This is a genomic window from Duganella sp. Root336D2 (assembly GCF_001425005.1).
In the GTDB taxonomy this organism is placed as follows: Bacteria; Pseudomonadota; Gammaproteobacteria; order Burkholderiales; family Burkholderiaceae_D; genus Rugamonas.
The window spans coordinates 76,738-96,164 of record NZ_LMDB01000005.1 but is presented as its reverse complement, the minus strand read 5'-3'; the positions used below and the strand labels follow the sequence as shown (position 1 = coordinate 96,164).

The window sequence follows — 19,427 nt, the reverse complement described above, 5'->3', positions numbered from 1 at the left end:
TAATGCAACATTCAGAAACTATTCATTTCGGGAGACTACATGAAGAAGATATTGGGCGGCTTCGCCCTGGTAATTTGCGCAGCGCATATTCCTGCCAGCGCCAACACGATTTACCTGACGCGCCACGCCGAGAAATCCGCCACCGGCACCGATCCTGTGCTGACTGCCGAAGGACAGGTACGCGCCACCAACATCGCCGCGACACTCAAGGATGCGCAGGTCAAGCACGTCTATTCGACTGCCTACCAGCGCACGCAGCAAACGGCACAGCCCCTGACCACCTACCTGAACCTGCCGGTCACCAGCTACGATGCCGGCCAGCTCGCGACGTTCGCGCAGCAGTTGCGCGGCCTGCCCGACAATGCCCTGGTGGTCGGCCATTCCGACACCACGCCGGACTTGATCCGGCAACTGGGCGGCGATCCGGGCAGCGCCATTGCCGAAACGGAGTTCGACCGCCTGTACCAGGTAACGATTGCGGCCGACGGCTCCGTTACCACCAACCTGCTGCATTCGCTTCCAAGCAGCTTGAACCTGCCATGCGCCAGCGTGTCCCTGAACCAGTCCAGCCTGACCGCCACTGCGGGCAACTGGCTGTACTTCACCATCAACGTGCCTGAGTGCGCAAATACCCTGAACGTGAACATGAGCGGCGGCAGCGGCGATGGCGACCTGTATGTCCGCTTTGGAGCGCAGCCGACTGCCAATGATTATGCCTGCCGTCCCTACAAGAGCGGCAACACGGAATCCTGCGCGCTAAGCAACCCGCAGGCGGGGACCTGGCACATCGGCATCCGCTCCTACTCGACCTTCAGCGGCGTCTCGCTGAACGCCAGCGCGGCGCAATAGACGCGCGCTCACGCGCGCTGCAAGGCCTGCCCGCTGATTTCGGACAGGCATTTGCGCAGCACATTCAAGTCCACCGGCTTGACCAGGTAATGCTGCATGCCGGCCTCGGACGCGCGGTGGCGCGCCTCCTCATGCCCCCAGCCGGTCATGGCGATGAAAACAATATCCTCGGCCCCTTCGAGTTCATGGATGCGGCGCGCCGCGTCGTAGCCCTGCATATCGGGCAGGCCGATATCCATCAGAACGGCGTGCGGATGGAAACGCTGGGCCAGCGCGATCGCGCCCTGGCCATCGTGGGCCTTGGCGACCGTATGGCCTTCCATTTCCAGCATGACCCGCAACATGTCCGCGCCGTCTTCATTGTCGTCGACGACCATGATGCGCAGCGTATCATCGGCACGGCCTTTGAAAGCGCCGGAAGCGGGCCGCTCCTTGCTGCGCCGCTCCGGTACCACAATCGGCATGCGCAGGACGAATTCGCAGCCTTCGCCGCTGCCCTCGCTGGTAACAGAGACACTCCCGCCGTGCATGCGCGTGAATCTCTGGGTCAGGCTAAGCCCTATCCCCAGTCCGCCGAGGCTGTGCGCGCGCCCGGCTTGTCCCTGCACGAACAGGTCGAAGATGCGGGAGCGCGCCTCCGCCTCAAGCCCGGCGCCATGGTCGCGCACCACGAACACGATATCCTCGCCTTCCGCCTCCGCATACAGGTGAATGGTCGACCCCGGCGGCGAGAATTTGACCGCGTTGCCCAGCACATTGGCCAGGCTCTGGACCAGGCGCGCACGATCGCCAAACAGCAGCACGCTCCCCGGTGGTTGGCGCAGGTCCAGCGTATGGCCGCCTGCATCGATCTGCTGGCGGCAGATTTCCACGGCGTGCTGCAGCACTGTCGCAGCGCCGATCCGTTCGCATTTCAGGGCCACCTTGTCGTTGGTGATGCGCGCCACGTCCAGCAGGTCGTCCACCAGGCGGGTCAGGTGACGCACCTGGCGCTCCACCACCTGGCTGATGCTGCGCACCTTGGGGTCGGTATCCGGTATGGTGTTCAGCACGTCCATCGCGGTGCGGATCGGCGCCAGCGGGTTGCGCAACTCATGGCCGAGGATGGCCAGGAATTCATCCTTGCGGCGGTCGACTTCGCGCATTTCGTATTGGCGCCGGCGCGCACGCCCCGCCGACAGGGCTGCGCTGACCAGGGTTGCCCTGCGCACCGGGCGCTCAAGCAGTGTCGCGTTGCCGACCCGTTCAAAAATCCGTTGGATAGCGGGCGAGTCCAAGCCCTCCTTGCTCAGCACCAGTACTGGTAAATCCGACCAGGCCGGCTGGCCGGCAAGATAAGCGGTGAGCTCGCACAGGAAGTCGTCGTTGAAGGCTTCTTCGATCACGAACAGCGCAGCCGCGCCCTGCTGCAGCTCATTGACGACGGAGCCCAGTTCAGGGCAGATCTGGCAACCAAGGCGCGCCTGTCCCAACACCTCTTCAATCAGACGTGCGTCCTTGCCGACAGGGGCAAAGATGACGATGCGCTGCTCCAGCTCATTCATGCTCTGCTTCATCCTTGTCTTGCGACACATTCACCGGCACCCCGGTCAGGATGCCGCGGAAGTCCTTCAGCACCGGCCCCACTTCGATGCCTTGGTCGCTAATTGAGAAAGCGCGCAAAGTGGTTTCGTGCTTGCTGCCCCGTTTCTTAAAGACCGATAAGGCCTTGTGCACCGAACCGCCTGATTCGTAGTAGCGCAGCAGCAGCACGTTATCGGCCAGGTAGCTCACGTCGACCTTGCTCCCCATCGTCCCGATCATGCTCTGCTGCACACCGACCAGCAGGGTCACGACGCCGCGCTGCCCCAGGTAGGTCAGTACTTCACGCAAATGCGTGGTCAGGAAACGTGCTTCCGGCATCGCATTCATATAGCCGTTCAGGCTGTCGATCACGATTACCTTTGCACCTTCGTCGGCAGCAGTGCAGACCGCATGTGTAAACTGGCCGGGCGACAGTTCGGCCGGGTCGACCTGGTTCACCTGAAGCAGGCCTGAAGCCAGCGGCGTGCGCAAATCCATGCCAATGCCATCCGCGCGGTTGAGCAAGGTATTGTAGGATTCTTCAAACACGAACATTGCGGCCTTCTGCCCGCGGTCCGTGACGGCTTTGACGAATTGGGCAGCAAGGCTGGACTTGCCGGTTCCCGGCGGCCCTGAGACCAGGGTACTGGAGCCCTCTTCAATCCCGCCGCCCAGCAAGGTATCGAGCAATGGCAGCCCGCTTGCCACCTGCCCCCTGCTTGCAATCTCGCGCGATTCGGAGGCCACGATGCGCGGATAGGCAACGACACCGCCGGAAATGATCACGTAGTCATGCGGCCCCCGCCGGTAGTCGATGCCGCGGTATTTCAAGACGCGCACGACGCGCCGTTCGGCGCCATAGCCCGACTCGAGCTGCTGCAGCGAGATCACGCCATGCGCGATGCTGCGCACCTGCTGGTCGCCGCCTAAAGCCGTTTTATCGTCCAGGAACAGCGCGGTGCAGGCACGCTTGGCGAAGTACTGCTTCAGCGCCAGCACATGGCGCCGATAGCGCAGGGGGCTGCCCGCCAGGAGCTGCAGTTCCGACAGTGAATCGAGCACCATGCGGGTAGGATTGAGCCGATTGATCTGCGCCAGGATCAGCCGGTTGGTTTCGCCCAGCTCGACTTCGGAGGGGTGAAACACCGTGTACTGCTCATCCGGGTCAAGTACGCCTTCGGCCGGGATGATCTCGTGCACGGTGATGCCGTCCAACGTGAAGCCATGCGACTGCGCGACCGCGCGCAGCTCCACTTCGTTTTCCGCCAGGGTGATGTAGAGCACCGGCTCGCCATGCCTGGCGCCTTCCATCAGGAACTGCAAGGCCATGGTGGTCTTGCCCGTCCCTGGCTCGCCTTCCACCAGGTAAAGCCGGTGCTTGGTCAGGCCCCCGGCCAGGATCGTGTCGAGGCCGGCAATGCCGGTCGAGATAAAGGCGTCAGTCTGCTTGTTCTGCGGCTGGAGCATGGCGGTCCTGCACGAAGATTGTCGATAAGACACTTTAGCACTTGTTGCCAATCGGCTTGTTTCGATTGCCCTTTATTTGCGCAGCGGAATTTTTTCTAATTGAATCAACTATTTAGCCTGCCGTGCCGCGCCTTGTTAACAGGGTTTTCCACAGAAAGCGTTAACAACTTCTCCTCGCCCAACAGCCACTACCAGGGACTGCCCCCGGCTGCTGACGCATGCGGAATCACGCCACCCGCTCGCGACACCGTCAAACTCAATTATTGAACAAAAATCAAAAGTGTTTAGCAAATCCTGGGCTTAATCTGCAAATATTGCCCCGGTACACTGCGATCCATTGAAAAACTCTGCGAGTCTATTCCGATGCGATCCTCTACCGCCCTGTTAGCCCTTGCCACTGGCGCTTTTGCCATCGGCACCACCGAATTCACTCCCATGGGCCTGCTGCCCGTGATTGCCGACGGCGTCCAGGTCAGCATCCCCACTGCGGGCATGCTGGTCTCCGCCTATGCCGTTGGCGTCATGGCCGGCGCCCCGGTGATGACCTTGCTGTTCAGCCGTTTCGGCAAGCGCGCCGCCCTGATGGCGCTGATGCTGATCTTCACGGCCGGCAACTTGCTGTCGGCCTTCGCGCCAAGCTATACCACCCTGCTGCTGTCGCGCCTGATCACCAGCCTGAACCACGGGGCCTTCTTCGGCATCGGCGCCGTGGTGGCAGCCAGCGTCGTACCTAAAGAAAAGCAGGCCAGCGCCATCGCGGCCATGTTCATGGGCCTGACCGTCGCCAATATCGGCGGCGTGCCTGCCGCCACCTGGATTGGCCAGCAAGTCGGCTGGCGCGTAGCCTTCGCCGGTACCGCCGTGCTTGGCCTGGTCACGATCGCCGCTCTCTGGCTGGCCTTGCCCAAGGGCGAGCCTGGCACCCCGCCCAAGCTGCGGCGCGAACTGAAAGTACTGACGCGTCCCGAAGTGCTGCTCGCCATGGGCACCACCGTGATGGGTTCCGGCGCCATGTTTGCGCTCTACACCTACGTGGCGCCAATCCTGGCCGAAATCACCCATGCCACCCCGGGCTTCGTGGCGTTTGCCCTGGTACTGATCGGCGTCGGCTTCACGCTCGGCAACAGCCTGGGCGGCCGCCTGGCCGACTGGTCGCTGGACGGCGCCACCAAGCTGATTCTGGCTGCCCTCGCCGTGACCATGGCTGTGCTGCCGCTGGTGATGACGACCGAGCTTGGCGCTGCGATTGGCCTGGTGGTGTGGGGCGCTGCGGCCTTCGGCATCGTGCCGCCGGTGCAGATGCGTGTGATGCAGGCTGCAGCACAGGCTCCCGGCCTGGCCTCGTCGGTGAACGTCGGCGCCTTCAACCTGGGCAACGCGCTGGGGGCGGCCCTGGGTGGCGTGGTGATCGGCCAGGGCCTGGGCTATGCCGCGGTGCCCCTGGTTGGCGCTGCACTGGCGGCCGGCGGCCTGGCGCTGGTCTGGCTTGGCAATGCGGGCCGCCGCAATGCATCGGCTTCCGCCGCTTCCTCGTTCTGAGCCGGGAGTCTTCATGAGCGCTTCCTTGGCTCGCCTGACTGCCGGCGGCTTCAGCATCGGCATCGAGGCTCCGCTGGATAACGACTGGACGCATGCCGGCGAGCAGGCCAGGCAACAGGACGGCCGCCTGCCCGGCGAACCGGACCTGCAGCGCCATGCCGGACTGGCGCAACTGGCGGACCGCCTGGGTTTCCGCGCCCTGTGGGTGCGCGACGTGCCCATGTACGACCCGTCCTTTGGCGATGCGGCCCAGGTGTTCGAGGTATTTTCCTATCTTGGCTACCTGGCAGGCATCACCAAAGACATCCTGCTTGGCACGGCTGCCGTGGTGCTGCCGATCCGCCAGCCCCTGCTGACGCTGAAGTCGGCGGCTACGCTGCAGCGCCTGAGCGGCAACCGCCTGGTGCTGGGCGTGGCCAGCGGCGACCGGCCGGTGGAGTACCCGCTGTTCGGCCGCGACTTCGCCGAACGCGGAAGCAACTTCCGCGAGCAGGTCGCGCTGCTGCGCGACGGCGCGCAATCCGGCCTGCCACCGGGCCTGGATGTTTTACCGCGCATGGCAGCGCCGTTGCCGCTGATGGCGGCCGGGCTGGCCCAGCAAAGCCCGGCCTGGATCGGCGCCCGCATGGACGGCAGCCTGGCCTATCCCGGCACGCCCGAGGACCATGCGCGCCGGGTAGCCGCCTGGCGCGCCGTGGCAGGCGACAAGCCGTACGCCACCTTCATTCATCTGGACTTGAGCGAAGGCGCCGATGAACCAATGCAGCGCTGGCGCTTCGGCTTCCGCGGCGGCTGCGACGCCCTGGTCGAGGAACTGGCTGCGCTACGCGCGGCCGGGGTCGACCACGTAGGCCTGCATTTCCGGCGCAACCGCCGTGCGCTGGATGAAACTTTCCACGAGATCGCCGCAGACGTGCTGCCGCTGTTCCACGCTTGAACAGTTACTTGGAAGCTGGGCACTTCTTGCGAGGCGCCCAGTCCCACTGGCCGTTGTTCTTGACCAGTTTCATTTTCCATTTGCGGTTCTCGTCGGAGGCGCAGGTTGCGCTTGCAACCAGTTCTCCATTCGGCATCCAGGCTGGCATGCCCAGGTCAACGTACCTGTAACTTTGATCGGGGGCCGAAATAAAGTTGTACCCGGTCCAGGATACCTGGCCGTTCACCGCATAGATCGTCCACACATCGCCATCCAGGCCGTCCCCGTGTTCGCTGGCGAGATAAGCGCGGCGATCTTCCGAGAACAAGACGCTTTCGCCGCCTTTCATGACGGTTCCGGTCTGTTCGTCAATCAGCTTGCCGGTGAACTCGCCGCCATCCTCGACTTTGATCAGGATGAAGCCTTCTTTACGGTCGCAAAAGTAATGGTGGACGCCGTCCAACGGCTCGTCATAGGGAGGCTTGTCCTTGAATGTCTGGACGCCGGCCTTGGTGGTGACCTTCAACAGGTGCGCACCTTTTCGAGCCACGACGCCCGAAGCGAGCCGGTTGATGCGCACCTGCTCCTTTTCCGTCCCGGATGAAGGACAATTCAGCTCAAGGGGCGCAGCCTGGAGTATCGCGCTGCAAAGCGCCAGCGAGGCGAGGAGGATTGAATGCGACAGTCTTTTCATTCTATTTGATTACATCGTCGTTCCGGAGCTGCGCATTCACCTGCACCAGGCGTTGCACGAACCGGGTTGGATTGTTGACGGGATGGTACAGGTTAGGCGCTTTGATCATTGCCACCAGGCCCACGAACTCCGGTTCAGTGAGCAAGTCCAGCGCTTTGCCGTAGTAACTGATTGCAGCGTCCTCGAATCCGTGAACCTGTTTTCCCTCCTGGGTTCCCAGATAGACCAGGGCCGCATAAGCAGCCAGCTGCCGCTGCTTGTCCAGCTTGTGGTCCAGCACCAGGGCCATCACGTCGCGCCCGATGTCGATCTTCTTGCAGCAGTCGAAGACGCCACGGTAAAAGCGCTGGAATGCGCCCGTGGCGCCATCCAACCGCGTGTCGCCAAGGTACACGCTGCGCGCCAGCGAAGAAGTAATGGTCGCCAGCCCCTGCCCGCTCCACGCACTGAGGCCCCGATGGTTGAAGAAACCCGGGTCTTCAATCTTCAGCAGGATCTCCACCTGGCGCGGCGATAGCGGCATTAGCCCGGCTTGCGGCAAGCCCCGGGCGGCAGAAGGGAAAGCCACCCAGGCCCACGCCGCGGCAATGGCAAGGTAGCTGGCAACGGCTAGCAGGAATGCCAGCAAAGCTCTACGCGCAAATTTCAATGACGGTTCCCGTTCAACTTTCGAAGGCCGCAGACTTTAGCCGAACTGAAGTCCCAAAAGTCTATCGAATAGTCACGAGTCCGGACTTTCACATCAAATGTCGTATCATGCTGGCATGTTCGAATTCCCGCCAAACGTGTGCATCGCTACGACCTGATTAGCTGTCATGACTGCGGCGTGCTGCATAGCCGCCGCCCGGTGCGTCCGCGCGAGAAGGCACGCTGCGTGCGCTGCCGTTCGGTGATGTATCGAGGCATCCATTCCGACGCGAGCCGTATGGCGGCGATCACCCTGGCCGCGCTGATCGTGTTCGTCATCGCCCAGTGTTTTCCGATCGTTGAACTGGACGTGAACGGCAACGCCTCGCGCGCCACCCTGCTCGGTTCCATCATCGTGCTGTGGCAGGGACATATGCCGCTGGTGGCGGCGGCGGTCTTCATGTTTACCGTCCTGCTGCCGGCGGTCGAACTGCTGTCGCTGCTGCACGTCACCCTGGCGCTGGCGGGCGGGCACAAACCGAAGTCGTTCAACCTCCTGCTGTATGCGATTCACCTGGCGCGGCGCTGGGGAATGACCGAGGTGCTGATGATCGGCATCCTCATCACCATCGTCAAGATGACCAGCCTGGCCACGGTAGTGCTGGAACCTGGCTTGTTTGCGTTCGCCGCGCTGACACTGATGCTGGCCATTGTGGTCTCGTTCGACCCCAAAATGCTGTGGAACCTGGGCGACGCCCTGACGCCCCAGCCTGACGTGCCGCCGCCCGTTCCGCAAGCAGCGTTGTCATGCCACGTCTGCGGCCTGGTGTCGGCTGACAACGGCGCGCGGCGCCAGGACTGCCCGCGCTGCCATGCGCGCCTGCATCACCGCCACCCCGATAGCCTGGGGCGCACCTGGGCCCTGCTGGTTGCCGCGGCCATCCTGTACATTCCCGCCAACCTGCTGCCGGTGATGTACACCCATTCCCTGTTCGGCCTGGAGGATGACACCATCATCAGCGGCGTGCTGTATTTCTGGGACAGCGGTTCGCCCGCATTGGCCGCGATCATCTTCATCGCCAGTATCGTGGTGCCGCTGCTGAAGCTGGCCGCCCTGTCGCTGCTGGCATGGACGGCGCAGCGCCGCTCGCGCTGGCGCCCCTTGCAGCGCACCGTACTGTACCGGATGGTGGAATTCGTCGGCCGCTGGTCGATGCTGGACATCTTCGTCATTACGCTGACGGTGGCCCTGGTACGCTTCCAGACCCTTGCCACCATCACCGCCGGGCCCGGGGCCCTGGCGTTTTGCGCCGTCGTGGTATTGACCATGCTGGCGTCGATGCAGTTCGACCCGCGCCTGATCTGGGATCCTGTCCCGCCAAATGGAGAAAAACATGCCTGAACACGACGGCACCCCGGCCAACACTGCCGGTGCGCCCCTGCCCCAGCCCCAGGTCGAGAAGGCCAGCCACTGGCTGCCTTCGCTGGTGTGGCTAGTGCCGCTGCTTGCGGCGCTGATCGGCATCGGCCTGGTAGCCAAATCCTATTTCGACGAAGGCCCAACCGTGGTGGTCAGCTTCCGCAGCGGCGAGGGACTTGAGGCCGGCAAGACCAAGGTGAAATACAAGGACGTGGACGTCGGCCAGGTGCGCGCGATTTCCCTGTCGCCGGACCTGAGCAAGGTACTGGTGACCATCGACATGAACAAGGATGCGCGCCGTTTCACTGCCGCCGATACCCGGTTCTGGGTGGTGAAGCCGCGCATTGGCGTGAGCGGCGTATCGGGTCTTGGCACCCTGCTGTCGGGCGCCTATATCGGCGTCGATGCGGGTAAATCAAAGGAAAGCAGCCACGATTTCACCGGACTGGAAAAAGTGCCGCAAGTGGCGGGCGACCAGAAAGGCACCTACTACACCCTGCACGGCGAATCGCTTGGCTCGATCGATGCAGGTTCGCCGGTCTTTTACCGTCGCATCCCCGCCGGCCAGGTCATCAGCTATGACCTGGAAAATAACGGCCAGGGGGTGGCGGTCAAGGTCTTCGTCAACGCGCCCTACGACCAGTACGTCGGCAAGAACACGCGCTGGTGGCACGCCAGCGGCGTGGACCTGCAGCTGGACTCCGGCGGGTTCAAGCTGAATACGCAATCAGTGGCGGCGCTGCTGGTGGGCGGCATCGGCTTTGAGTCGGTTACCGGCCGCAAGCCCGACACCGTCGCTGCCGCCGGCACCGAATTCCCGCTGGCAGCCGACCAGGCCCGCGCCATGCGCGAACCGGACGGTGCGCCGATTACCACGGTGTTCTACTTCAACCAGTCGCTGCGCGGCCTATCTCCCGGCGCACCGGTCGACTTCCGCGGCATTGTGCTGGGCGAAGTGCGCTCGGTCGGCGTCGAGTTCGATCCTGTCAAGAAGGACTTCCGCATGCCGGTGACGGTGGACATGTACCCCGGCCGTCTCGGCCGCCGGTTCCAGGAGACCGTCACCGACGACAAGGACCGTAACGCCGGCCCGCTGGTGCTCGATCGCATGGTCAGCCACGGCCTGCGCGGCCAGCTCCGTACCGGCAACCTGCTGACCGGCCAACTGTACATCGCGCTGGACTTCTTCCCCAACGCGGCGCAAGTCAAGCTGGATATGAATGCCTACCCGCTCGAAGTGCCGACCGTGCCCAATGCGCTGGACGAGCTGCAGGCGCAGATCGCCAGCATCGCCCGCAAGCTCGATAAGGTACCGTTCGACCAGATCGGCAACAATTTGCGCGACTCGCTGAAGAGCGCCGACAACCTGTTCAAAAAAGTCGACTCGCAGCTCGTGCCGGAACTGCAGTCCACGCTGGGCGAAGCGCGCCACACCTTCGGCGCGGCGCAGCAGGTGCTGCAGCAGGACTCGCCGATGCAGTCCGACCTGCGCACGGCCTTGCAGCAACTGACGCAAACGCTGCAGTCGCTCAACGAACTGTCCGATTACCTCCAGCGCCATCCGGAAGCGCTGATCCGCGCCAAACCCCAGCCCGCGAAGGAGAACAAATGATGCGCCGGCATGCCCTGTCAGGTGGTGTAGTGCTTGCATTGTCGCTGGCCGGCTGCGCCAGTCCGCCGCCGGAACGCTTCTATAGTCTCAGCAACGGCATGGAAGCCGCCGCCGGCGTACCGAATCCCGGCTACTACATCGAGGTGCAGAACGTGACGGTGCCGCAGCAGGTGGCGCGCAGCCAGCTGGTGGTGACCTCGGGCGAAGGACGCATCGACCTGCTGGAGCAGGAACGCTGGTCCTCGCCGCCGGCGTCGGAGATCGGGCAGGCGCTGTCGCTGGCCGTGTCCGGCGAACTAGGCGCCATCGACGTGTTCCGCACCCAGCCGCCGGAAAAGGCCACGCTCTACCGCATCAGCACCAATGTGCAGCGCTTCGAATCGGCGCCCGGCAAATATGCGCTGCTCGACGCCGTCTGGAGCGTGCGGCTGGCGGGCAGCGCACAGGTCCTGACCTGCCGCAGCACCGCCCGTGAAGAAGTGGCCGCCGGCTACGACGCCCTGGTGATGGGCCACCGCCGCGCCGTGGCCAGGGTTGCGGCGGACATCGCCAAGGCCGTGCGCAGCCATGCAGCGGGCAAGGCGGCCTGCCCTTCCTAGCTGCCGGACTTCTCGATCAGGATCTTCGCCGCCTCCTGGCGCAGGGCGCTGTCCTTGCCCTGGCCGTCGCCGCCGATCTCGCGCATCGTGGCCGACATATGGGCGCCGGCGGCCATGGTGCCGACGGTGCGCACCGCGGCGCCCACCAGGGGTGCACCGGGAAACGGCAGCATGCTGATCGCGGTAGCGCCCAGGTGCACGGCGGCGGTACCTGCCGCCGTTGCCTGGGCCTCGAATTTCAACCTGTCCTGCATCGCATCCGTCACCTGGCCGATGCCCTCCTTGCTGGTGGTCGCCGCGGCATAGGCGGTATCGCCAACTTTCTTCGCGGTCTCGACCATTTTGGCGGGATCGAAATTGTCCACCGCGTCCTTCACTGCGGCCTTGCCGAGCCGCGCGGCGTCGCCGCCGGTCAGCGGCGCGTGGCCGCTGACCACCTTGGCCGCCCCGAACGTCGCTTTGGCGTCGTCCTGCACGCGGTCGGCAAGCTGCTTGAGTTCCTCGGCCGTAATGACGGGATTCTGCGCCACCGTCCTGGCATCCTCTCCCAACTGCTGCATCTTGCCGAACTGCCCGCTGATGCCGCTGGCGAACGGCGAGCCGTTAACGGGTCCACGAATGGCGTCGCCAAGCCGGCCCAGGCGCTCATTACCGGTGCCCGACTGCTGGACCGGATGCGGCGGCCTTGGCGGCAAAGCCTGCGGCTGGGGCTGCGGCTGTTGCTGCGCTTCGTTGCGATGGGCCATCCGATCCAGTACGGCGCCCGCGGCGGCAGTGCCCACGGCGGTTGCAAGTCTACTTAGCATGATGCGTCCTTTCGTTTGATGGCGTGGCATTCCCCATCTGTAGCACGGCCCGGCGGAAAGTTCCCGGCCGTCTGCGGTGGAACCGGCGCCGCGCATTCCCTACTCATCTCCAGCATCGCGTCCCCCAACCCATCACTGGAGAGTGAACATGAGCATCGACGTCTACCGCAACCTGATCAACCAGATCTGCGAACACGCGCAGATTCCGGACCCGCGCGCCCTGTACGACAAAGCCGAACTCGATATCGGCGGCACCCAATTCCTGCTGCGCCACGGCGGCGAACAGGCGCCGCATATCGTCAACATCTACTGCGGCCTGGGCCCGCTGCCGGCGGAGCCGCGCGAACTCGTGCTGCAACGGCTGCTGGAAACCAACCTGCTGATGGCCGGCTCGGGCCATAACGCCACATTCGGCTACAACACCGAAATCAAGCAGGTCGTCCTGTACTGCATGCTGCCGCTGGAGCAGTCCAGCGGCATGCTCACACTGGCCATGCTGCGCCACTTCGCAGCCGTGGCCGAACAATGGCGCACCAGCTACTTCCTCGACGAAAAGGAAACCTCGAACGACAAGGGCGGCAAGGCCGCCCAAGGCGCGCGCTCGCGCCTGGACGCGCAATTGCGCCAATCCGGCAGCGGAGCGGAAGGCAGCCCGGCGTAAGACGCGTCGCGCTTTTTTCTTTCACCGTCCTTATACACTCGTCCCGAAGGAGTTCCCATGTTTGGAAATTTCCCCGGCATCGCTTCGCTCAACAACACGATCGCGATGCACCAATGGCTGCAAAACCAGAACCAGGCAAACCCCGGCCAGGCTGCCCTCCGCGCCAGGCACGCGCCGGCCAGCCAGAGCCTGCAACCCTCGTCCAGCGCGCAGCCGGGCAGCCCGGCGCATGCCGGCGCAACGGCACATGCCCAGCTGCCGCCGCACATCCAGCAGATTGCCGACGCCCTTGAAGCGCGCGACGCCGAACTGGCGGCCGTAAAAGGCCCCTTGCTGGAAGACCTTGAGCGTCATGGGCCGCTCAACCTCGACATCCTGGCCCGCCAGTTTGCCCTGGAAGGCCAGGCCCTGCGCGGCGGCCTTGGCAAGGAAGCCCTGGACAGCCTTGCTTCCGGCGCGGTGCTGCAGCGCGCCGTATCGGGCCAGGTAGCAATCGGTATGCGCGGTGCCGTCAGCGAGGAAACCCTCGATGCCATCATCAACCCGGAAGGCCATCCCGAATTGGCGCCGCCCTTGCCGCCCGAGGCGCTGGCGACGATCGCGCCCGGACTGGGCGCCCCCGGTTCCGTCGCCCTCGAAGCGAACCGCGCCACGGCCCTCGATTCGGCCTACAGGAACGTCATCGCCAGGCTGGAAGCGGACGACCCGCGCGACCAGGCCATGATCGACAACGTCAAATTGAGCCAGGCAGCTTTCAAGGTCCGCATCGCCGACCGCGAAAACCAGCTGGAACTGAATGCACTCGCCTGCCAGATCGACGTCGAGAAAGCGTCGAACAAGATTCCGGTGCCAGGCGTCCGGGGCGAAACAAAGCGCGACGCCGATACGGCAATTGCCAAACCCAGGCTGGAAGCGGCCAAGGCGGAACTGAAGGCATTCCACCAGGCCAGCAACTTCATCCTGCATGCCGAGCACCTGGACAGCCTGAAAAGCCGGGCCATCAACATCAAGGAACAGGGCGTCAAGCAGAACCTGCCCAAGATCGCCAAGGTAGCCATCGGCCAAGGCCTGCCGCAGGCGGTTTCCTCCGCCGCGCATTGGGGCTATGCCCGCAACGCGGCGCTCCTGGCATCGACCGCTGTCCTGAACGGACATGTGAATCGTCCCGCCGAACTGGTGGCCGGTGTTGTCGCGCAGGCCGTCGCGCTGGGAACGGCGCACAAGCTGGTCGGCGACATTGCACGCGATGGACTGCACAGCCTCACCGAGGTCGGGGGTTGGGTACGCCCCATCGAGACAGTGCAGGCCGAAACCTACTTCCCCGACGCGCCGCGCATCGAGTTCAACACCCAGGGCAGCCTGCACGTGCATTCCGACCACGAGCATGCTGCGCTGAACGACGCCAGCATCAAGGATAGAAAGGAATTCCAGGACCACACGCTCAAGGGCGGCTTCGGCACCCTCAAAGGCGACTTCGCCGGCTTCGCCTCGTTCGCTTCAGCCAACGCGATCCGCGATGCCTTGAGCAATGCGACGGAACTGGCCAGTTCGATCCATGCCAGGGCTTCAGCATCCTTTGCAGGCGGCGGCGCCATGGCGACCGCCCAGAACCTGATGGCCCTGTCGGACCATCACGACGGCCTGCCCACGCGCGTGTTTTCCAAGCATACCAATCCGCGTTCGGCCTTGCAGCGCATGTGGAATTCGTCGCAAAAGCTTGACCTGACACAATCGGCCAACCGGGTGGATCTGTATAGCAGGATATGGGGCGCCGGCGTCGGCATGACCATGGCCACCGCCGTTCACACCTACGTCAGCGAAGCATTGGACCGCGTCCGCGATCCGAACGGCGGCAACGCGGCGAACCGGCTTTGCCATGCCGTACTGGAAGGCTTCAAGTCCTACCTGACCCTGATGCCGTTCTTCGCCGGCATCGTTGCCGACGCGGAGGGCAAGAAACTCAATCCAGCCGGCACCTCGGCCTTGACCAACCGCGTGTTATCCGGCCCGCTGAACGCCGCCTCGCCGGTCTACCTCAAGGACGGAGCCACGGCGACGCATACGGCGCCAGCGGGCAGCTTCAAGCGCATTCCGCAGGGCGCACACAACGTATTGCGCGGCATTTCATCGTTCCCGGCCCAGACCGGCGCGGTCCTGACCGAGAAAACAGGCCAGGGGGCGATGAAGGTAGTGAAAGGCACGGTCAAGCTTCCGGCCAAGGCAATCGAGGCAGCGCGTCACAAGCAGCCGCCTCCTCCCGACGAAGAGCAAGGGCGCAAAACGCAGCAGCCATAAGGCAACCGGGTCCGGCCTGCGCCGGACCTTTTTTATCCTGTCAGCGCGTATTGCCCAGCATTTCGCGCAGTTCCAGGCGGTTGTAGGCCACGCGCAGCGCATCGCGCGCACTGATCTCCTTGCGCGCAACCAGCTGCTGCAGCACTTCGTTCAAAGGCCGCGACATGCTGTCTTCCTTGCGTTTCATATAGTCGCCGATCATGTGCAGCTTGTCCGGATCGACGATGTAAGGCGCTATCTGCTGGTTATGATTGAACACCATCTCGCTGGCCAGCACATAATTGTCGCCATTCTCGGACGGCAGCAGGCTCTGGAAAATCACGCCGATCAGGGAACTGGCCAGCATGGCCGAGCGCTGGGCGCGCTGGTCGACCGGGAAGAAGCTTAACAGTTTGCTGATGGCGCCCACCGCATTCCCGGTGTGCATGGTGGCCAGCACCAGGTGGCCGGACTCGCCGGCGTGCAGCACGGTTTCAGCCGTATCGTAATCGCGGATCTCGCCCACCATCAGCACGTCGGGCTTCTGCCGCAAAGCCTCGCGCAGGCCGCTGGAGAAGCTGGCGGTATCGACCGGCACTTCCTTCTGCGAGATGATCGACTGCTTGCGCTGCAGGGTGTATTCGATCGGTTCTTCGATGGTGACGATATGGCCGTTGCGGTTGGTGTTGATGTAGTCCAGCATGGAGGCGATGGTGGTGGTCTTGCCCGACCCGGTCGGACCGGTCACCAGGATCAAGCCCTTGTTCGATTCCAGCATGGTGCGCACATAAGACGGCAGGCCGGTACGCTCCAGCGGCAGCGGCTCCAGCGGCAGGCGGCGCACCGAGAGCGCTACCTTGGCGCCGGCGCCAAGGCGGTAGACATTGCAGCGCAGGCGGCAGTTCTGCAGCACGAAGGGGCGGTCCAGCGCCTTCTCGACAATCTTGTCTTCCCAGTCCTCGTCGATACTGTCCAACAGGGGGCGCAGTTCGCCAAGCGTCAGCGGGCCTTCGTGGAACTGCTGCCAGCCGCGCGGTGTTTTCACCATCGCGGCAGCACCCTGCTCCAGGTGGATATCGGAAAAGCTTTGCTGGCCGCTGACCAGCTGCATGAACTTCTGCTGGAAGTCGCTGGCGCGCGAAGTATCGTTGGACATCAGGGTCACCCTCTAAGATGAAATTGATTCAGGCTACGTAATTCTACACAGTTGCGCATGCAAGACACACTTCCCGGTCCTGTACCGGCGCGCGCACACGATAGCGGAGCTGGCAGCAAAAATGCAAGATTGTGTTTACTATTGCCAATTAAATTCTGTTGAGCAGGTGCGGGCCGGAGTGACTATTAAGTTTGGACGAACATGAAGATCGCATGCCATATCCAAAGTGCTGAAGTCTACGAACTGGTACACAGCGTGCTTCTGCGCGCCGGCTTCGGCGTGCAGCGCTTTGCTTCGGAAACAGCGTTGCTGCGGGGCGTGCGGCGCGACGACGTGGACCTGATCCTGATCGACCTTGCCAGCGAACCGGAGGCGGACAACAGCCTGCTGTCCTGGCTGAACATGCGCAGCGGCGACGCGACTCCGGTGCTGGTACTTTCGCCCATGCGCAGCGCCGAACTCGCGGCCCTGGTGCTGAACGCCGGTGCCGACGACTTCGTGCCGCGGCCTTTCGAAGCGGTGGAGCTGCTGGCGCGCACCAACGCCCTGCTGCGCCGCAGCGGCAATGCCCCGCAGCGGCGCAGCATCGAATACGCCGGCTACAGCCTGGAACGCGACAGCGGACGCCTGCAGTTCCTCGGCCGGCAGATCGAACTGACTCCGCGCGAATTCAGCATGGCCTGGCTGTTCTTCTCCTCGCCCGGCGTCTACATTTCGCGCAGCACCATCGGCACCGTAATCTGGAGCACGGACAGCGAAGTGGCCGGCCGTACCATCGAGCAGCACGTCTACAAGCTGCGCAAGAAACTGCAGGTCGGCGACAAGCGCATCGTCATGATCCGCACCGCCTACACCCAGGGCTATCGCCTGGAGCTGTGCACGCCGGAGTGAACCGGCCAGGCTGCGCTCAATACGCGGCATCATTCGCCCCTCCCCCGCCAGCCTGTTCGGCCAGGGCCGCTTCCGGCAGGTTCTTGCGCACCTTCAGCGCATACTTGATCCGCTTGGCCGGATCGCGCGCGTTGTAGGCGCCCACCGCTTCCCAGGTCACGCCCATGCGCTGCATGTTCTGCCCCAGTATCCAGGCGCCGACCTGGATGCTGGTGCAGGCATCGTACAGGTCCTTTTCCTCCACGCCGTACTTGCGCAGCGTCGGCAGCCAGCTGCTGTTGATCTGCATCAGGCCGATATCGTAGCTGCCGTTCTTGTTGCGGTTGATGGCGTTCGGATTCAGGCCCGATTCGGTCTTGGCGATCGCATACAGCAGGTAGGGATTGACGCGGTACCAGGTCGCCGCTTCTTCCCAGCATGCGCGCGCCGGCAGGCTGGCCAGCGAAAGGCAGGCCGCCAATGCCGCGGCGCGGCGCTTAATTCGGTGTGTAGTTTCCATTTGCATACCTGAAGGTGTGGTCCTGGCCGCAGATCAGCGGGCGCATATCGGCATCCATGACGACGGTGCCGGCTGGGAACTTCAAAACGCTGCGCCCTTCCAGGTCGCTCCATTCCCAGTAATGGCAGGCGCCGGCAGCCGCCTTGACCGACGTAAGGTTGATCGAGGGGGCCGCCATCCAGCTGCTCGCTTCTATCCTGCGCGCCAACACGGAGCGCACCACGTTGGCGTCGCGCTGCACGTCCAGGTCGCGCCCGGCCCGGAGGTCGCGCTCGCTGGCGATATCGGCGACGGCGTGGATGGTGCCCTCCGATTCGATGGCCTGGAGCGCCCGCACGTTGCGCGCTTTCACTTCGCCGGGCGCATCGAGGTTGCCGTCTTTGTCCAGGGCAAGCGGCGCCCAGACTGCGCCGTCGAAAGTAAAGGCGCGGCTCAGGTTCATCACCATGCGCACGTCGCCGCGTACGCTGCCGGCCAGCGGCAGGTCGCCCCAGGCCTCGACCGGCGCCTTCCACGACGAGGCCAGGTTCCAGTGGCCGGTGGTGTCGCAGCTAAGCAGGGTGCGCGTGCCGGCGTCCATCGCCAGGCCCGGCTCGGCCACGCCGTTGGCATTCAGGCAGGAATCCCCGGTTGCTACCAGCGCGGCGCCGCCGAACCGCATGGCCGTGTTCATGCGATTGAGTTCGGGCTTGCCCGGCACTGCGCCGCGGTACAGGAAGTCCGCCGCCAGTTGGCCGGCGCCATCGTAGAACAGGTTCGAGGCCAGGTGGCCGGCGTCGGCCGCTGTCCCCTGCAGCACAGGAGCGGCGCCGCCGGCACAGGCTATGCCGCGATAAGGCGTGGTGTCCATGCGCCAGGATGCGCCGCGCGCAAAGGCCGGCTCGCGTACTGAAATGAATCCGCTGCCGGTCCCCGCGTGCAGGGCCACTGCCGCCAGGTCCTTGTCGCCGATCGGCTTGCCGCCGCTGGTGACCACCAGCGCGTCGAACTTGCCGGGTGCGGCGGTGGCATCGGGCTGGCGCACCAGCACGCAGGTGCCCTGCTGGTAGGCATTCAGGTCGGTAAAGCCGGCCGGCAGGAAATGCCCGGCGCGCAGCTGCTCCAGGCTGACCGCCAGCACCGCAGCGGCGGTCGGCGTGGCGGCCTTGATCTCGTCGTGGTGGGCCTGCATATAGCGCTCGGCCGCATGCACCACCTGCGCCTGGTAATAGGCGGCCTGCTGGCCGCGCAGCTCGTCAAGGGAGTTGTCGCTCATGCCGGTCAGGCCAAGCAGCAGCACGGCGCCGACGGCCAGCGCCGCCAGCAGCTCCAGCATGCCCACGCCGGATTGGCGGCGAGGGGCCGTCATGGCGCCACCGCCAGCCACACCGGTACACCGTCCGGCAAAGCCAGGCTGGCCAGAGCCGCCAGCGGGATGCCGGTGTCGCCGTAGACCGGCGACTGCAGGTTGGCGGCACCGCGCCGGTAGCTGCCGGCCAGCACCGAGTTGCGGGCCAGGCGCACGATTTCACGCGTCAATTCACGCCGCGGCGATTGGCGGGCGTAGATGTAAATGGTGCCGCCGGCATCGCGATAGTTACCCCAGGGAGTAGCGGGCGGCGCCTCCAGCAGGGGCCAGGCGCGCAGCACGCCGCTGGCTTTCAGCGTATCGATGCTGACGCTGGTGGCGCGCAGGTCATTCGCCTGGAAATAGGCCACCACCGCGCTGCGGTAGTTCGCCATGCCTTCGGCGCTGGCCTCGGCCAGGTGCTGCTGCCCGTCCGCAGCCTGGCGCTCGGCCAGCGCCACGTAGGCGCCCGCCATCGACATCACCAGAGCCAGTATCACGACATTCCACATGCTGCCTCCCCCGCG

18 protein-coding genes are annotated in these 19,427 nt (G+C 64.3%); 9 read left to right on the top strand and 9 right to left on the bottom strand.

Annotated features, from left to right (window positions below):
* Positions 1–39: 39 nt before the first annotated feature.
* Complete coding sequence (locus tag ASD07_RS07920; protein ID WP_055927678.1) at positions 40–849, top strand: pre-peptidase C-terminal domain-containing protein; 810 nt, start codon at positions 40–42, stop codon at positions 847–849.
* 8 nt (positions 850–857) lie between these two features.
* Here the strand turns inward: ASD07_RS07920 and ASD07_RS07915 are convergent, their stop codons facing one another.
* Both ASD07_RS07915 and ASD07_RS07910 read right to left on the bottom strand, forming a co-directional pair.
* Entirely contained in the window at positions 858–2,393 is a 1,536-nt protein-coding gene (locus tag ASD07_RS07915) for a response regulator (RefSeq protein WP_055927675.1), read from the bottom strand.
* Positions 2,386–3,879: an ATPase domain-containing protein gene (locus ASD07_RS07910; RefSeq protein ID WP_055927672.1), complete on the bottom strand. Its 1,494-nt coding sequence runs from the start codon at positions 3,877–3,879 to the stop codon at positions 2,386–2,388. The genes ASD07_RS07915 and ASD07_RS07910 overlap by 8 nt, the downstream gene beginning before the upstream one ends.
* 363 nt (positions 3,880–4,242) lie before the next feature.
* Here ASD07_RS07910 and ASD07_RS07905 point away from each other — a divergent pair, with 363 nt between their 5' ends.
* Both ASD07_RS07905 and ASD07_RS07900 read left to right on the top strand, forming a co-directional pair.
* On the top strand, positions 4,243–5,418 hold the full coding sequence (locus tag ASD07_RS07905; protein ID WP_055927669.1) for an MFS transporter: 1,176 nt from the start codon (positions 4,243–4,245) through the stop codon (positions 5,416–5,418).
* 13 nt (positions 5,419–5,431) lie between these two features.
* Positions 5,432–6,355 carry a TIGR03571 family LLM class oxidoreductase gene (locus ASD07_RS07900; protein WP_055927665.1) on the top strand — a complete coding sequence of 308 codons (924 nt, stop codon included), beginning with the start codon at positions 5,432–5,434 and terminating at the stop codon, positions 6,353–6,355.
* Between the two features lie 4 nt (positions 6,356–6,359).
* Here the strand turns inward: ASD07_RS07900 and ASD07_RS07895 are convergent, their stop codons facing one another.
* Both ASD07_RS07895 and ASD07_RS07890 read right to left on the bottom strand, forming a co-directional pair.
* Positions 6,360–7,028: a hypothetical protein gene (locus ASD07_RS07895; protein WP_156397926.1), complete on the bottom strand. Its 669-nt coding sequence runs from the start codon at positions 7,026–7,028 to the stop codon at positions 6,360–6,362.
* A 1-nt stretch (position 7,029) separates the two neighbouring features.
* The gene (locus ASD07_RS07890) at positions 7,030–7,677 is read right to left on the bottom strand and encodes a transglycosylase domain-containing protein (protein ID WP_156397925.1); all 648 of its coding nucleotides are present in this window, start codon (positions 7,675–7,677) and stop codon (positions 7,030–7,032) included.
* A gap of 138 nt (positions 7,678–7,815) precedes the next feature.
* Between ASD07_RS07890 and ASD07_RS07885 the strand changes: the two genes are divergently transcribed.
* From ASD07_RS07885 to ASD07_RS07875, 3 genes are read left to right on the top strand one after another with little or no spacing between them, the layout of a single operon-like run.
* Complete coding sequence (locus ASD07_RS07885) at positions 7,816–9,057, top strand: paraquat-inducible protein A (protein WP_055927654.1); 1,242 nt, start codon at positions 7,816–7,818, stop codon at positions 9,055–9,057.
* Positions 9,050–10,687, top strand: a complete 1,638-nt coding sequence (locus tag ASD07_RS07880; protein WP_055927651.1) for an intermembrane transport protein PqiB — start codon at positions 9,050–9,052, stop codon at positions 10,685–10,687. The genes ASD07_RS07885 and ASD07_RS07880 overlap by 8 nt, the downstream gene beginning before the upstream one ends.
* The gene (locus tag ASD07_RS07875; RefSeq protein WP_229207092.1) at positions 10,684–11,286 is read left to right on the top strand and encodes a membrane integrity-associated transporter subunit PqiC; all 603 of its coding nucleotides are present in this window, start codon (positions 10,684–10,686) and stop codon (positions 11,284–11,286) included. Before ASD07_RS07880 ends, ASD07_RS07875 begins: the two co-directional genes overlap by 4 nt.
* Here ASD07_RS07875 and ASD07_RS07870 read toward each other — a convergent pair.
* Positions 11,283–12,092 (bottom strand): hypothetical protein, encoded by an 810-nt coding sequence (locus ASD07_RS07870; protein ID WP_156397924.1) that lies wholly within the window; start codon positions 12,090–12,092, stop codon positions 11,283–11,285. The genes ASD07_RS07875 and ASD07_RS07870 overlap by 4 nt on opposite strands.
* A gap of 148 nt (positions 12,093–12,240) precedes the next feature.
* Between ASD07_RS07870 and ASD07_RS07865 the strand changes: the two genes are divergently transcribed.
* Positions 12,241–12,753 carry a CesT family type III secretion system chaperone gene (locus ASD07_RS07865; protein ID WP_055927645.1) on the top strand — a complete coding sequence of 171 codons (513 nt, stop codon included), beginning with the start codon at positions 12,241–12,243 and terminating at the stop codon, positions 12,751–12,753.
* 57 nt (positions 12,754–12,810) lie between these two features.
* The gene (locus ASD07_RS07860) at positions 12,811–15,048 is read left to right on the top strand and encodes a hypothetical protein (protein WP_055927642.1); all 2,238 of its coding nucleotides are present in this window, start codon (positions 12,811–12,813) and stop codon (positions 15,046–15,048) included.
* Between the two features lie 40 nt (positions 15,049–15,088).
* Here the strand turns inward: ASD07_RS07860 and ASD07_RS07855 are convergent, their stop codons facing one another.
* The gene (locus tag ASD07_RS07855) at positions 15,089–16,183 is read right to left on the bottom strand and encodes a type IV pilus twitching motility protein PilT (protein WP_055927638.1); all 1,095 of its coding nucleotides are present in this window, start codon (positions 16,181–16,183) and stop codon (positions 15,089–15,091) included.
* Positions 16,184–16,384: 201 nt separating this feature from the next.
* On the opposite strand from ASD07_RS07855, the gene ASD07_RS07850 reads away from it, so the two are divergent.
* Entirely contained in the window at positions 16,385–17,074 is a 690-nt protein-coding gene (locus tag ASD07_RS07850) for a response regulator transcription factor (RefSeq protein WP_055927635.1), read from the top strand.
* Positions 17,075–17,090: 16 nt separating this feature from the next.
* Here ASD07_RS07850 and ASD07_RS07845 read toward each other — a convergent pair whose 3' ends face one another.
* Genes ASD07_RS07845 through pilM form a run of 3 tightly spaced genes read right to left on the bottom strand, consistent with a single transcriptional unit; the run spans position 17,091 to position 19,412 of the window.
* Positions 17,091–17,573: a lytic transglycosylase domain-containing protein gene (locus ASD07_RS07845; protein ID WP_055927631.1), complete on the bottom strand. Its 483-nt coding sequence runs from the start codon at positions 17,571–17,573 to the stop codon at positions 17,091–17,093.
* Positions 17,551–18,921, bottom strand: a complete 1,371-nt coding sequence (gene pilV, locus ASD07_RS07840; RefSeq protein WP_055927627.1) for a shufflon system plasmid conjugative transfer pilus tip adhesin PilV — start codon at positions 18,919–18,921, stop codon at positions 17,551–17,553. Before pilV ends, ASD07_RS07845 begins: the two co-directional genes overlap by 23 nt.
* Entirely contained in the window at positions 18,918–19,412 is a 495-nt protein-coding gene (pilM, locus tag ASD07_RS07835; RefSeq protein ID WP_055927625.1) for a type IV pilus biogenesis protein PilM, read from the bottom strand. Before pilM ends, pilV begins: the two co-directional genes overlap by 4 nt.
* Between the last annotated feature and the right edge of the window lie 15 nt (positions 19,413–19,427).